Source organism: Microbacterium foliorum (assembly GCF_003367705.1).
GTDB lineage: Bacteria > Actinomycetota > Actinomycetes > Actinomycetales > Microbacteriaceae > Microbacterium > Microbacterium foliorum.
The window spans coordinates 794371-807913 of the sequence record NZ_CP031425.1 but is presented as its reverse complement, the minus strand read 5'-3'; the positions used below and the strand labels follow the sequence as shown (position 1 = coordinate 807913).

General features: G+C 70.1%; 11 protein-coding genes. 3 read left to right on the top strand and 8 right to left on the bottom strand.

Annotated elements, in window-relative coordinates:
• Nucleotides 1-4 precede the first annotated feature (4 nt).
• The 3 genes from DXT68_RS03650 to nadE form a co-directional block, all read right to left on the bottom strand.
• A complete protein-coding gene (locus DXT68_RS03650) occupies nucleotides 5-799 on the bottom strand; it encodes a hypothetical protein (RefSeq protein WP_045254754.1) in 795 nt (264 codons plus the stop codon).
• Nucleotides 800-849: 50 nt separating this feature from the next.
• Nucleotides 850-4320 (bottom strand): TM0106 family RecB-like putative nuclease, encoded by a 3471-nt coding sequence (locus DXT68_RS03645; RefSeq protein ID WP_082068975.1) that lies wholly within the window; start codon nucleotides 4318-4320, stop codon nucleotides 850-852.
• A 71-nt stretch (nucleotides 4321-4391) separates the two neighbouring features.
• On the bottom strand, nucleotides 4392-5210 hold the full coding sequence (gene nadE, locus DXT68_RS03640; protein WP_045254755.1) for an NAD(+) synthase: 819 nt from the start codon (nucleotides 5208-5210) through the stop codon (nucleotides 4392-4394).
• Between the two features lie 111 nt (nucleotides 5211-5321).
• On the opposite strand from nadE, the gene DXT68_RS03635 reads away from it, so the two are divergent.
• Nucleotides 5322-5879, top strand: coding sequence for a phosphorylase family protein (locus DXT68_RS03635; protein ID WP_045254756.1), 558 nt, complete (start codon nucleotides 5322-5324; stop codon nucleotides 5877-5879).
• A gap of 64 nt (nucleotides 5880-5943) precedes the next feature.
• On the opposite strand, the gene DXT68_RS03630 is transcribed toward DXT68_RS03635, so the two are convergent.
• From DXT68_RS03630 to DXT68_RS03610, 5 genes are all read right to left on the bottom strand, one after another.
• Nucleotides 5944-8994 carry an AAA family ATPase gene (locus tag DXT68_RS03630; protein ID WP_045254757.1) on the bottom strand — a complete coding sequence of 1017 codons (3051 nt, stop codon included), beginning with the start codon at nucleotides 8992-8994 and terminating at the stop codon, nucleotides 5944-5946.
• A 51-nt stretch (nucleotides 8995-9045) separates the two neighbouring features.
• Nucleotides 9046-10200, bottom strand: a complete 1155-nt coding sequence (locus tag DXT68_RS03625; RefSeq protein WP_045254758.1) for an exonuclease SbcCD subunit D — start codon at nucleotides 10198-10200, stop codon at nucleotides 9046-9048.
• Between the two features lie 2 nt (nucleotides 10201-10202).
• Nucleotides 10203-10403, bottom strand: a complete 201-nt coding sequence (locus DXT68_RS03620) for a hypothetical protein (protein ID WP_045254759.1) — start codon at nucleotides 10401-10403, stop codon at nucleotides 10203-10205.
• 283 nt (nucleotides 10404-10686) lie between these two features.
• Nucleotides 10687-11154: a DIP1984 family protein gene (locus DXT68_RS03615; protein WP_045254760.1), complete on the bottom strand. Its 468-nt coding sequence runs from the start codon at nucleotides 11152-11154 to the stop codon at nucleotides 10687-10689.
• Between the two features lie 52 nt (nucleotides 11155-11206).
• On the bottom strand, nucleotides 11207-11515 hold the full coding sequence (locus tag DXT68_RS03610; RefSeq protein ID WP_045254961.1) for a GNAT family N-acetyltransferase: 309 nt from the start codon (nucleotides 11513-11515) through the stop codon (nucleotides 11207-11209).
• Nucleotides 11516-11843: 328 nt separating this feature from the next.
• Here DXT68_RS03610 and DXT68_RS03605 point away from each other — a divergent pair, with 328 nt between their 5' ends.
• Together DXT68_RS03605 and DXT68_RS03600 are read left to right on the top strand one after the other, a co-directional pair.
• Nucleotides 11844-12545, top strand: coding sequence for a winged helix-turn-helix domain-containing protein (locus tag DXT68_RS03605; protein ID WP_045254761.1), 702 nt, complete (start codon nucleotides 11844-11846; stop codon nucleotides 12543-12545).
• 34 nt (nucleotides 12546-12579) lie between these two features.
• Nucleotides 12580-13539: a DNA-3-methyladenine glycosylase family protein gene (locus tag DXT68_RS03600; RefSeq protein WP_045254762.1), complete on the top strand. Its 960-nt coding sequence runs from the start codon at nucleotides 12580-12582 to the stop codon at nucleotides 13537-13539.
• Nucleotides 13540-13543: the final 4 nt, after the last annotated feature.

Here is a 13543-nt window from a genome sequence, read left to right as displayed (position 1 = left end):
CTGATCACACCGTCAGGCGGTATCCGCGTTCCTCGCCGAGACGGAGGAAACCCGAACGAGCGAGTATCGGAGCCGATGTCGCGGTGCGTCCCTTGACGAGCGCCGTCTTCGCCCCGAGAGACGCGCTCACCCGCAGCCGTTCGGCGAGCACCGCACGATAGGCGCCCCTGCCTCGGGCCCGCTCGATCGTGGCGGCGCCCCACAGACGAGCGAACCCGTCGACGATCGTGCACCCGCCGGTGCTGACGGCCTCGCCGTCGAGGCGCGCGAGCACGCGGACGTGCGTTCCCGCCTCGAACGTCGAGGTGACCTCCTCGAACTCGACCCTCAGCCCCTCGTCGTCGAGTGGCTGCTGCTGCCATACCGGCACGTTGATCGCATCGACGTCGCGCACCTGATCGAGCGTCCGCACGATCTCGGCGGTGACGCCGTCAGGCACGTCCACGGTTGCTCCCTCGACAGGACAGGCGAACACCGCCACGGTGTCGATGTGTTCGGCACCGCGTCGGCGCAGCTCGGGCTCGAGGTCGGGCCGATCCGACGCGTTCGTCCAGAAGACGAGCTCGCTCTCGCCCCACGCCCGGGTGCGGTCCAGGGCCCGGTCGAGGACATCCGCCGCATCGGCCTCCGAGTCGACCTGGGACCCGCGCACCCCGCCGCCGAACCGTTCGGGGTGGCGCACCAGCTGCAGGTCCGTCTTCTCCTGCTCGCTGCCGCGCGGGAACCACACCCACTGCGCCGATGCGCGCAGGATCTCCTCGGTCGTGTGCAGGAGCTGCGCCCCGTGAACACCTGTCATGTCGTGACCACCTGTCATGCCGTGACCACCTGTCATGTCGTGACCACCAGTCAGCTCGCGGCACCGACGAGGCGGGCGAACGCGCTCATCCGCGCGACCCCCTCGGGAGTGCGCGGAAGGTCGTCGAGGAGCGCCGGAGAGTGGATCAGGTAGGCCGCGACCTGTGCTCGCGAGATCGCGACGTTGAGCCGGTTCTGCAGCAGCAGGAACTCCGGGCCGCGAGGAGCGTCCCGCCCGCTGGATGCGGCGAGAGAGGTGATCGACACCACCGCCTCCTTGCCCTGGAAGTTGTCGACGGTTCCGACCGGCACGTCCGGGAACCCGGCCTCGGCGAGTGCGTCATGCACCAGCTGACGCTGCGCGTTGTACGGCGCCACCACGATGATGTCGCTCTGGGCGAGCGGACGCACGGTCGCCGTCGCGTCGTTGTCGGTGAAGGCGCGGCCGACCAGGTCGGAGACGAGCGCGACGACCTGAGCCGCCTCTTCGGGCGACTCGGTGGCGTTGCCCCGATGCCGCAGAGGAACGACGTGCAGACCGGGATCGACGCCCTCGAGTTCCCGCCGCTCGGCGCCGGGAGCGGATGCGAGCTGCCCGGCGTACGCGAGCGTGGACACCGGCCGAGCCAGAAGAGGATGCATCCGCCAGGAGCGCGCCAGAAAGTAGCCCTGCTCGGGCCGCACGACCGCATCGCCGTCCATGACCCAGCCGAGTGCCGAGGTGTCGACCGGCTCCGGATGTGCGCCCTGACTGACCTGGGGAAGCTGCTGCGGGTCGCCGAGCAGCAGCAGCCGTTGCGCGCTCGCGGCGACGGCGATGGTCGAGGCGAGCGAGAACTGGCCCGCCTCGTCGACCACCAGCAGGTCGAGGCCGCCGCGATCGACGCGAGCAGTGTTGCTGAAGTCCCACGCCGTCCCCCCGACGACGACGCCGTGGTGCGCGTGCTCGCCGAGGAATGCCGCCATCCCGCTCTTGGGGATCGCGGTGTACGACGGGTCGATCGACGGATCCTTCGGAGCCTTGCCCACCTGCGCTGCGGGAACACCGTCGGCCACCACACGCTCGAGCAGGTTCTCGATGATCGCGTGCGACTGCGCGACCACCCCGATCCGTAGGCCATGCTCGGAGACGAGGCGGGCGATCACCTGAGAGCCGGTGTACGTCTTGCCCGTCCCGGGGGGCCCCTGCACGGCGATGTAGCTGCGGTCGAGGTCGAGGATGCCGCGAACGATCGCATCGATCGTGTCGCCGTCGCCCGTCGGCAGCGGCGCACCCGAGACCGTGCGAGGCGGGACACGACGAAGGATGTCGGTCGCCGCATCGCGCGGGAACGCCGGAGCCGCGGCGTGCACGGCATCGGCCCACTCGTCGATCGCGCCCTGCAAAGACACGACGCGGGGCGGAGCGGCCGGGGTGAGGGCGAGCGGCACCTCGCTCCAGGTCTGCCCCTGGATGGCCGTCTCGGTGATCAGGAAACCGTCGTCGAGCACCTCGGCGACGGTGACCGTGTGCGGCACGTGGACCGCACGCGAGGGCACCTCTGTGTCGAACGGCGCGGGCACCGCATAGAGGGCGAAGGGCTGCGCGCCGGCACCCAACGTCGTGCCCGGCGACACCTCTCCCCTGACCTCGACATCACGCGACATCACGCGTCGCCCCTCGGGCACGCTCCACTCGCGCACCACGCGCGACGCACCGCGATCGACGCGCACCACGTCACGCGTGCCGTCCCACATCGTGACCGGCTCGCGCAGCCGCTGGAAGTGCGACACCCAGAAGCTCTTGGCCTCGCGGGGGAAGTAGTCGATCGCCGCGGCGGCGATCCGGTGCACGAGCCCGTCGCCGCCGTCGGCGATGGCGCGCTCGGCGTCGGCGAGCAGCGCGACCGAGCGCGGAGACGGCTCGTAGATGACCTCGTCGGCCTCGTCGGGCGGGGCGGGGTTCACGCCCTCCTTCTTGGCGATCTCGATCAGCCAGTTGCGCAGACGCCTGGTCGACACGCAGTCGTACCGGTTGTAGTCGGCGAGGTCGGCGAACACCGCGTCTGCCTCCGCCCGTCGGCCCGCCGAGGCGAGCTCGCGGGCGGCGACGTACTGCACGATCGAGTCGTCGCCCTTCTGCACATCGCTCGTGCGAACGTCAGCTCCCATGTAGAGCGGCTCGAGCTTCTTGATCGAGTACGACCTCGACCCCACCCGCACGGTGCGCAGCACCACCGGATAGAGGTCGACGAACACGCCCTCGCGGAGCAGCCGATCGATCTCGGCCTCGCGCACACCGTGGCGAGCCGCCATCGCCACGAGGTGCGAGGTCTCATAGGGCGCGTAGTGGTAGATGTGCATGCCCGGATGAGCGGTGCGGCGGACCTTCACGAAATCCAGGAATCGTTCGAACGCCTCTCGTTCGGCGGCGAAGTCGTGCGCCCAGAGGGCCGTGTACTGATCAGCGTTGTCGACCCATCCGAACAGATAGTCGATGCCCCAGTGAGCCTGCCCGTCGGGCGCGGGTTCCGTATAGAGCGGGTCGCCCTCGAAGTCGAAGAAGATGTCGCCGTGACTCGGTACGGGCAGTGTGTGGATCGCCGCGGCGTAGTGCACGTCGTAGGTCGGCAGCCCCTCGGTGTCGGCCCGGATCTGCAGCCGTGCCTGCGCCCGCAGCGTCTCGAACGTGTCGGCGTTCATGCCGTCGGGCGGTGCGGCCGCCCCCGCCAGCGCGTCGATCGTCTCGATGCCGCCGGCACGCAGCCGCGCACGCTGGACGGGCCGCATACGCGCGACCATCAGCAGGTCGCGGTGCGCGATCACCTGCTCCTCGCAGGTGGCGCATCGGCCGCAGGCCACCACCTCGAGGTCGCCCCGATCATCACCCCACGCCAGGGCGGCGTCGGGAGACGGATCGTTGATCCGCCTGTCGGCGATCAGCGCTCGGAGGCGGGCACGGCGCACCTGGAACAGCGGGAGCAGATCGTCGACGGCATGTGTGCTGAGGGATCCGTCACCGAGGATGAGGTCGACGGAATCGGATCGCGGAACACCGAGCCGGTCGAGCTGGTCGACATATGCCGCCAGCTGCATGAGGGCCGTGACCCGAGCGGTGCGGGCGAGCTTGGAGTCCTGTACGCGCCAGCGTCCGTCGTCGTCACGCTTCAGGAAATCGGCGAATCCGACGAACTCGGGAGTCGCGAACGCCGCCTGGAAGACGACCGCCGCGTCGGATGCGAGCGCCTGGATCGTCTCGTCGACGGCGGCCGCGAGCGCCACGGCATCGACGGACGACACCTTCTCGATGCGGTGCACCCGACCATCGCCGAGGTCGTCGATGTAGCGAGACAGGACGTTCTGCTCGTGCACGTCTCCGAGCTCGGCGGCGCGGGCGAGCGTGGCGTTCTCAGGCTCCACGACCGCGTGTACGCGCCCCAGCTTGGCGTCGATCGCTCGGCACCAGGCGAATTCGCATTCCGCGGCTGCCTTGAGGTCGCTCGCGCTCCAGATGACGCGCTGCGCCTGAGTGTCGATCCGCACGATTCTCCCGTTCCTTCGGATGCTTCGACACTAGCCGCGGCATCCGACACGGGATCACGACCGAACCGGTGTCAGCGCCACCAGGTGTCGTCGGGGGTGACCGGGAGGTTCCGCTTGTGCTGGGTGGCGAGGTAGCGCGACTCGATCCGTCCCGCGACGTCGGGGTCCACCTGGCGGCCTTCGAGGAAGTCGTCGATCTGCTCGTAGGTGAGCCCCAGCTCATCCTCGTCGGCGCGACCGGGCTGACCGTCGAGGAGGTCGGCGGTCGGGACCTTGAAGGCGAGCCGGTCGGGGGCTCCGAGACGCAGCAGCAGCGAGCGGCCCTGGCGCTTGCTCAGGCCGGAGAGAGGCAGGATGTCGGCGGCACCGTCTCCGAACTTCGTGTAGAAGCCGGTCACCGCCTCGGCGGCATGATCCGTGCCGATCACCAGGAGACCGTCGTGGCCGGCGAGCGCATACTGCGTCACCATGCGCACCCGGGCCTTGATGTTGCCGCGATTGAAGTCGCTGATGTCGCTGGTGACGGCGAACTCGATATCTTCCTCGACGCCGTCGACGCCGTTCTGGATGTTCACCTCGACCGACGCGTCCGGTGCGATGAACTCGAGCGCGGCCGCGGCGTCTTCGGCGTCCTTCTGCACCCGATACGGCAGCCGCACGGCCAGGAACTTCGCCTCGCCGCCCTCGGCTCGCACACGCTCGACGGCGATCTGGGCGAGCCGCCCGGCGAGTGTGGAATCCTGGCCGCCGGAGATACCGAGGACGAACCCCTTCGCTCCGGTCGCATCGAGGTAGTCGGCGAGGAACTGCACCCGTCGCTCCACCTCGGCCTCGGGGTCGATCTCGGCCACGACACCGAGCGCTTCAGAGATCTGCTTCTGCAGGGACACGTATTCCTCCGGTCTACTCGACGTCAGTATGCTCCTCCAGTGTTACATCGGGATGAACCGAGCGCACGCCCTCGGGTTCGTGACGCGCGATCCACCTGGCAGGATGGCGGGGTGAAACTTCTCGTCGCAGCCATGGCCTCCGAACTCGCAGCCTTCCCGGAGGAGCTCGAGGGATTCGACCGGCTCGTGACGGGCGAAGGCAAGATGCAGGCCGTCTACGCGCTCACACGCGCGCTCGGCGCCAGGGAGTATTCCGAGGTGGTGGTGGTCGGTACCGCGGGCGGCATCGACGCCGAGCTCGAGGCCACCGTGCACGAGATCGGCAGCGCTCTGCAGCACGATGTGTTCGACCTCGACGGCGTCGCCGGCCAGCACGTATCGCTCCCCGCCCGGGTGTCGACAGGCCGGGAGGGCGTGCTGATCGCCACCGGTGACAGCTTCGTCGGCGATGCGGGCATCACGGCCGTCATCCGTCCGTCCGGTGCGGGACTCGTCGATATGGAGACCTATGCCTACATCTGGGTCGCCCAGCAGTTCGGCGTGCCGATCCGTGCGTTCCGCGCGATCTCCGATCGGGCGGAGGACGGTGCTCTCGTCGACTTCCGCGAGGCCATCGCGCGGTGCAGCGTCCAGCTGCGCGAGGTGATCCGTCGCGAGTACGGCGTCTGACGGCCGGCGCATCGCGTGCCCGCGTCCGCCCGGCTCGTGCCCGCGGGGCGCGCTGACGCCGGCGTCAGCGCGACTCGATGACGCTGGGCCCCTCCGAGGTGGCGCGCACCCGGAGTTGCGCCGGGATCTGCTCCTGCATCGCCTCGACATGGCTGATGACCCCGACCGTGCGTCCGCCCTGGCGGAGCTCGTCGAGCGTGCGCATGGCGACCTCGAGGGTGTCGCCGTCGAGCGAGCCGAACCCCTCGTCGATGAAGAGGGTGTCGAGGCGGATGCCGCCCGCCCGCGCGGTGACGACCTCGGCGAGGCCGAGAGCGAGGGCCAGGGAGCTCAGGAAGGTCTCGCCCCCGGAGAGCGATTGCGCGGGCCTCGTCTGCCCGGTGAAGGCGTCGAAGACCACGATCCCGAGACCTGAGGCCGCACCGCGCGCTGCGAGAGCGTCGGAGTGGCGCAGCTGATAGCGCCCGGTCGACATGTCGCCGAGGCGACGATTGGCCGCGTCGACGATCTCTTCGAGCTCTGCGGCGAGGACGAAGGTCTCGAGCGTCATCTTGCGCGTGTTGGCCCCGCGCCCCGCGATGGTGTCGGCGAGATCACGGAGGACCTCGTATTCCCCGGCGTCGTCTGCGGTGCGCGCATGCTCCGACGCGGCCGCGTCGATCGCCGCCCCGAGCTGCTCGGCCATCGCGGTCGCGCGGCTGGCCTCGTCGACGGCCGTCGTCCATCGCCGCCGCGCCGCCTGCGACTCCTGCTCGGCGGGATGAAGGTCGATCGGCTCCTCCGGCAGCGTCCGCAGCTCGAGGTCGAAGAGGATCTCCCGCTCCTTCTCCCGTTGCACGGAGTGGGCGGAGACTCGAGCCTCGAGCGCCTGCTGGTCCGACGGCGAGCGCAGCGCTCGCTCGACCGACGCCACGTCGTCGAACACGGACTCATCGATCGCGGCGTCCCGTTCGGCGGTCGCGATCGATGCGGTCTCGTCACGGCGCGCACGTTCGGCCACGGCGTCGGCCAGGGCATGCGCGGCCGCCACCTCGGCGGTCGTCGCGGCCAGCCGCTCGGCCACCGACGCGAAGTCCCCGCGGGCTTCGGTGATCGCCGCCCGCGTCTCGTCGACCCGCTGGGTCAGCAGAGCGTGCGTCTCGCGAGCGGAGGCGAGAGAGGCCTCGTCGGCATCGCGTTCGTCGTCGAGACGACGGATCCGCTCGATCAGTGCGTCGCGTTGCTCGTCCAGCTGGCGCACGCGCTCGACCGCCGACCGGCTCTGCGCGAGGGCTTCCGCCGCCCGCGTCTGCTCGGTGGCGGAGGCCTCGGCATCACGGCCGTCTGCTTTCGTGAGAGCCGCCGCCTGCTCGAGACGGAGAGATGCTGCAGCGTCTCCCGCGGCGCGCTCCCGCTCGGCCAGACGATCGCGTTCGGCCTCAGCGCGATCGATGTCCTCGGCCGACACGGGGTCTGCATGCTCGGCCGGTGCCGGATGCTCGATCGACCCGCAGACCGGGCACGCCTCGCCCTCCCGCAGCGCGGTCGCCAGCTCACCGGCGAACCCGTCGAGACGACGCTGCCGTAGCTGCGCGAGCGTCGACTGCGCGCCGGCCAGCATTGCGCTGGCGTCGGCGAGGGCGCGGTCGGCGACGACGAGCTCGGCCTCGAGACGCGCGACCTCGAGTGCCGCCGCACGACGGGTGGCAGCCGCACGTTCTGCAGATGCGAGATCGTCGGCGCGGTCGGCGAGGCGTCTGGCTTCGTCGCGTTCGGTCGTGACCTGCTCGAGTCGGGCGGGCACGGTCCGCCGCTCCGCCTCGCTCTCCTCCCTGTGGAGCAGGAGAGCGTCGAGCGCTTCGGTCGCCGCCACGAGCTCGGCGTCGAGCTGCGGCGCGGAGAGCTCCCACTGCGACGCGCGCTCCCAGGCGCCGGTCTGCCTGGTGCGCTCCTCCGCCCACTCGGCGAGGTCCGGCGCATCGATGTCGTATGCTTCCCAGACTGTGCGCGCCCGTGATTCCACGTTCCGGGCGAGTACCGCCGCCGCCTCGGCCGTCGTCGCCGCGTTGATCGGCGCACGCAGGATCTCGGCGGCCCTCGCGTTCTCCCACTCGGCACGCGCCTGAGCGATCTGCGGTTCTTCGGCATCGAGACGGGCGAGCGCCGCTCGTGCTCGATCGCGCTCGACCTGTGCGCGCTGGTCGTCGCGGAGCGCTGAGAGTGCGGCATCGGCCGCGCTCGACATCTTCTCGGCGTCGGCGCGCTCGGCCGCGCGGCGTTCGGCCCGGTAGTCGGCTCTGGCCTTCGCCTGTCGCAGTCGAGCCAGGCGCTCCTCCGTGGTCACCGCGGGCGCGACGGGCTCGGAGGGACCCCGCGTGCTGTCGGCGGTGCCGCCACCGAGCTCAGCGCCGAGCTCAGCACCGAGCTCAGCGCCGACCTCAGCAACGACCTCAGCGCCGAGCTGGCCGGTGGCCACGATCCGCTCGCCCTCGTCGAGACGTGCGGCCACTGTCGCCAAGCGGGAACCGAGTGCCCGCTCCGCCTCTCTGCGCCTCTCGTCGAACCGCGCCTGCACGTCTTCGAAGCGTTCCGTGCCGAACAGTCGTCGAAGCAGCGCCTGGCGATCCTTGCTGCCCGCGAGCAGGAATTCGGAGAACCGGTTCTGGGCGAGCAGGATCACCTGCAGGAACTGCTCGCGACTCAGCTGCAGAATCCCGTCGAGCTCGTGTGCGGCCTCGCGCTCCTTGGCCGCGAGTCCGATCCATTCCCCGCCGACGAGCACGTCGAGCTGCACGGCTGCGGGCTGGACTGTCAGCCCTCCTCCTCGCTTCTTGGGCCGCTCGTAGTCCGGAGACCTGGTGACCCGATAGCGTCCGGCCGACGTGCTGAACTCCACGACGACCTCTGTCGGGTCATCCGGTTCGCAGTGGTCGCTCCGCAGCCGTTTCTCGCCCCCTTCGTACCGGGGAACACCGCCATAGAGTCCGAAGCACACAGCATCGAGGATGCTGGACTTGCCGGCGCCCGTGCGACCGGCGATGAGGAAGATGCCGTCGTCGGCGAAGGCGTCGAAGTCGACCACCTGGCGTGCTCGGAAAGGGCCGAATCCCTCGACCTCGAGGCGGTGCAGCTGCATCAGAGGATCCTCGTCGCCGTCCGGGCGTCGTCGTGAGAGGTCATCGCCGGATCAGATCAGCGCGTCGGCACGGACGCGGTCGTCGAGCACCTCTCGGATCAGCTCACCCTCGCGCTCGGTCGGCCCGTGTCCAGAACGGACGTGCTCGAGGAAGGCCTCGATGCGCTCGGGGTCGGTGACCGCACCGCGCAGCCGGTCGGCGTAGGACCGCTCGATCACCCGCTCGGTCTCGGCGGGCTGGTGCATGACCATGGCGCAGTACGGGTAGCGCTCGCGCAGACGCCGCATCGGCTCGGTCTGTGCGAGGGAGTCGGTGTAGACGGCGCACACCCAGTCGTCGGCGTGCGCTGCCACATTCTCGTCGGAGAGGATCTCGTCGAGCGCGCCGGTGAGCGTCACGAGGCGGCGGGGCACCGGCAGATCGAGCCACGTGACCGAAGCCAGACCTGCCGCGTCGAGATCGACCAGCCACGACCCGCGGGGCTTGCTCTGCTCGCCGAAGCTGTAGTGCAGAGGTGCGCCCGAATAGCGCACGCGCTCGCTGATCTGCTGGCGGCCATGGATATGGCCGAGCGCCACGTAGTCGGGCCCGTCGAACACCGAGAGCGGCACGACGTCGAGACCGCCCTGCCGCACCTCGCGCTCGAGACCGATCGTGGCGTCGACGCCGGCGGAGAAGCAGTGCGCGATGGCGACAGACCGACCGGGGTGCGCGGCCATGCCCGCGCGGACCAGATCCATCGCATGGGCGAGGGTCTGCGCCTGCGTGCGCAGGTCCACCCCGCTCCAGTGCTGACGGACGATCGCGGGCTCGAGATACGGGATGCCGTAGAACTGCACCGGACCGTCGGCATCCGTCAGCGTCACCGGGGTGCCGATCGCGCGGGGATCGGTCAGCACGTGGATTCCGTCGCGCAGCAGGCGCGCCTGGAATCCGAGGCGAGCGGCCGAGTCGTGGTTGCCGCTCGTGACGATCACCCTGGCGCCCGTCTCGTGCAGAGCCACCAGAGCGTCGCCGAGCAGGGTGTACGCGCCTCCCGCCGGAGTCGCGGAGTCGAAGACGTCGCCCGCGACGATCACGACGTCGACCGCGTTCTCGCGCACCTGTTCGGTGAGCGCCCCGAGCACCTCGGCCAGCGCGTCCATGGTCGAGTTGCCATGGAAGGTGCGGCCGATGTGCCAGTCGGAGGTGTGCAGGATTCGCATACTCACACGCTACGAAGTGCCACCGACATTCGGTCCGAGGCGTGCCGCAGCACCCGTTCCTGAGCGTCGATCTCTTCGGATCCGGCCAGGAACGGGCGCGGCGAGCACGTCAGTGAGCGCCGACCGCCGTTCCCGGATGCAGCGGCGCCGGCGCGTCCTTCGGTGCGGATCATCAGCGCGGCGATAACGGCGGCCGCGACCATGAAGATCGACGCGACGATGAGGATCCAGCCGTACGCGCCCCGACGGGAAGGTGACGGTCAGCAGCGCGAGCGCCGCCGGGGCGATTGCGAGCGGAAGGTCCCCTGACCCACCCTCGTCACGATGATCGGCACGTGGTGATGCGACATGCGCGATGCGCGATCACATGTGCGGGGTGCGGGGCTGCGCGATGCGAATCAGGGCTGCCCTCCGCCCGACATGGGCCGGAATTGCCCCTCCGGCTGGGGGTGTGCCCGCCTCGTCGTGACTACCGACTTCCGCTCGCTACTCCTTCAGTTCATGTATCCAGTTCGCCTGCTGGATCCGGTTGTCGAGTTCGCGCAGCTCCTGCGCGACGGCGTCGGCGCGCGAGCGCAGCTCGGCGACGGGGAGCGCGGAGATCTGCCGCAGCTCCGAACGCATCTGCCGGAGGAACTGGTCGTTCGCCCCCGATGCCGCAGCGGCGGCGTCGGCCAGCAGCGAGTGCCGCAGGCGGAGCACGTCGCGCGCGGCGAGCGCATCGGTCATCGTCCCGTCCGCACCGAGGCCGAGCGCCGCGTTCGTCGCGTTGATCCGGCGGATCAGATCACGCAGCTGCACGAGCGCGGCATCGGCCTCGACGAGGAGGGCTGCCGCGTCTTCCGCCGGCTCCTCGCCCTCCTGATACCTGGCGTTCGCGGTGATGCGGGCACGCAGCTGCTCGATGCGACGCTGCAGATCTGCACGGGCGGTGAGAGCCTCGGCGAGTTTCATGCCTTCATCCTGTCAGGGTGCCGCCGTGTAACACAGCGTCACACGACCGTCCTCAGCGGACCCGCAGCAGCGAGGCGTGCTCGGGGTGCGCCTCGAACCAGTCCGAGACGTACCAGCACACCGCGTCGACCTTGCGGTCCGCGCGCTGCTCGATGTCGGCGACAGCCCCCTCGACGACCACCGCCGCATAGCCGTGTCCGCGGAAAGTCGGGATCGTGAACGCTCTCGTCAGGGCGATCGTGTGTCCGTCGTCCCGGTAGTCGAGCACGCTCACGAGCTGTCCGTCGCGTGTCAGCGTGTACCGCGATGCGTCCTTCTCGTCGGTGAGGATGAAGCCGGAGGCGAGGGTCGAGGTGGTCACCCGCACCACGTTACGCCCGACTCCCCCACCGACGGCCGTTTTGACACGCGCGGACTTCTTCGGTCATAATCCCCCCATGACTACCAACGCAAGCCCTTCGTCCGCCCAGGAGGCGAACAGGACTGCCGGGATGATGATGCCCGGTCGCGTTGGCATGTGTTGCCGAATGTGTCGCTGAACGAACAGCCACTCCGTCTGACCTGACTTCTCGCGATCTGCGGGGACTGGTCTCCGAGCACCCACCCCTGCTCGCTTCCCGGCTCGCCCGGTCATTCATGCAACGCATCAGAGCCTTCTCTTCGGCTCACGTCCTGAGGACTTCATCATCATGTCGAACATCGCACTTCTCGAGCGTCCTGTCGCCACCTCCGCACGCCCCGCACCGCAGGCCCCCGCCGCAGCACCGCTCGACGCGGACCTTCCCGCCGTCCGCTCGCCCCGCGGCTTCGCCCTCTACGTCGGTCTCGACGAGATCAAGGCGGCCGAAGCAGGCGTCAGCCTCCCGCTCCTCGTCGACGCGCTGCGTCGCACCCTCGCCGAACTGGCGCCCGGGGCCGAGACGCACGCCACCGTCGCCCTCGCTCCACACGGATCGGGTGGTCGCGACCTCGACGTCGTGCGCCTGGCGCTGCACGAGCCCGGCGCGATCGCTCGCACCAAGGCCGCGGCCGAAGAGGAGATCACCGACGAAGAGGGCGGTGTCGTGGTCGACATCTCCCGCAAGCGCGTGCTGATCGACGGCGAGTCCGCCGCGTTCACCTACAAGGAGTTCGAGCTGCTGCAGTACCTCGTGCTCCGAGAGGGACGCACGATCGAGCGCAGCGAGCTCGTCTCCGCCCTGTGGCAGGCGCAGGACGACGAGACCCCGGGCGAGCGCACCATCGACGTGCACGTGCGGCGACTGCGCGCCAAGCTCGGCCGCTACGAGGACATCGTCCGCACCGTGCGCGGCATCGGCTACCGCTTCGACCGCCACGCCGACGTCGTCATCCGCTACGGCCACGGAACACCCTCGCCCGACCGCTTCTGATCCGAGTGTCAGTCCCGCCACGTATGGTGGGCGCATGACCCTGACCACGGATGCCGGAGCTGCCGACGCAGCCCCTCGGGCGCATCCGCGAGAGAGCGTCTACCGACCCGCCGCACCTGTCGATCTGCGCGCGACGGTGGGGATGCTGCGGCGAGGCCCCGGCGACCCGACGACGGTGCACGACGGCCCCGTCATCTGGCGCGCCGTGCGCACCCCGTCGGGCCCGGCGACGGTCGCGCTGCGTGCGCAGGGCCGCGAGATCAGGGCGACGGCATGGGGCAGCGGAGCGGACCACGCTCTCGATGCGGTGCCGCGTCTGTGCGGAGCCGCCGATGACCCGTCGGGCTTCGATCCTTCGCATCACCCGTTCATCGCCGAGGTCGCCCGCCGCTCCCCCGGCATCCGCCTGTCTCGCACCGACGTCGTCTTCGACGCTCTCGCGTGCGCCATCCTCGAGCAGAAGGTCACCGGGCTCGAGGCGTTCCGCGCCTGGCGCCTGATCGTCACGAAGTACGGCGAGCGCGCACCGGGCCCGACCCCGCGACCGATGTTCGCCGCTCCGACCGCAGAGCAGTGGCGACGCATCCCCTCGTGGGAGTGGCATCGGGTGGGTGTGCAGCCGCCGCAGTCGAAGACGATCGTCCGGGTCGCCGAACGGGCCGAGAGCATCTCTCGTGCGCTGCTGGCCGCGCAGGACGGCGCCGACCGTGACCGCATCCTCACCAGCCTGCCCGGTGTCGGAGTCTGGACCTCCGCCGAGACGCGCCTGCGAGCGCTCGGCGATCCCGATGCGGTGAGCGTCGGCGACTACCATCTGGCGCATGAGGTCGGGTACGCACTCACCGGGCACCGGACCGATGACGACGGGATGCTCGAGCTCCTCGCGCCCTGGGCCGGTCACCGGCAGCGGGTGATCAGGCTGATCTTCGCGAGCGGCGTGAGCGAACCCCGCCGCGGCCCGCGGCTCTCTCCCGAAGACCACCGCTCGCGCTGACCCG

What these genes read in the sequence shown, in the direction of transcription:
- DXT68_RS03650 (WP_045254754.1), bottom strand. Translation starts at nt 799, where the DNA reads ATGACAGGTGTTCACGGGGCGCAGCTCCTGCACACGACCGAGGAGATC.
- DXT68_RS03630 (WP_045254757.1), bottom strand. Translation starts at nt 8,994, where the DNA reads ATGCAGCTGCACCGCCTCGAGGTCGAGGGATTCGGCCCTTTCCGAGCA.
- DXT68_RS03625 (WP_045254758.1), bottom strand. Translation starts at nt 10,200, where the DNA reads ATGCGAATCCTGCACACCTCCGACTGGCACATCGGCCGCACCTTCCAT.
- DXT68_RS03620 (WP_045254759.1), bottom strand. Translation starts at nt 10,403, where the DNA reads ATGGTCGCGGCCGCCGTTATCGCCGCGCTGATGATCCGCACCGAAGGA.
- DXT68_RS03615 (WP_045254760.1), bottom strand. Translation starts at nt 11,154, where the DNA reads ATGAAACTCGCCGAGGCTCTCACCGCCCGTGCAGATCTGCAGCGTCGC.
- DXT68_RS03605 (WP_045254761.1), top strand. Translation starts at nt 11,844, where the DNA reads ATGTCGAACATCGCACTTCTCGAGCGTCCTGTCGCCACCTCCGCACGC.
- DXT68_RS03600 (WP_045254762.1), top strand. Translation starts at nt 12,580, where the DNA reads ATGACCCTGACCACGGATGCCGGAGCTGCCGACGCAGCCCCTCGGGCG.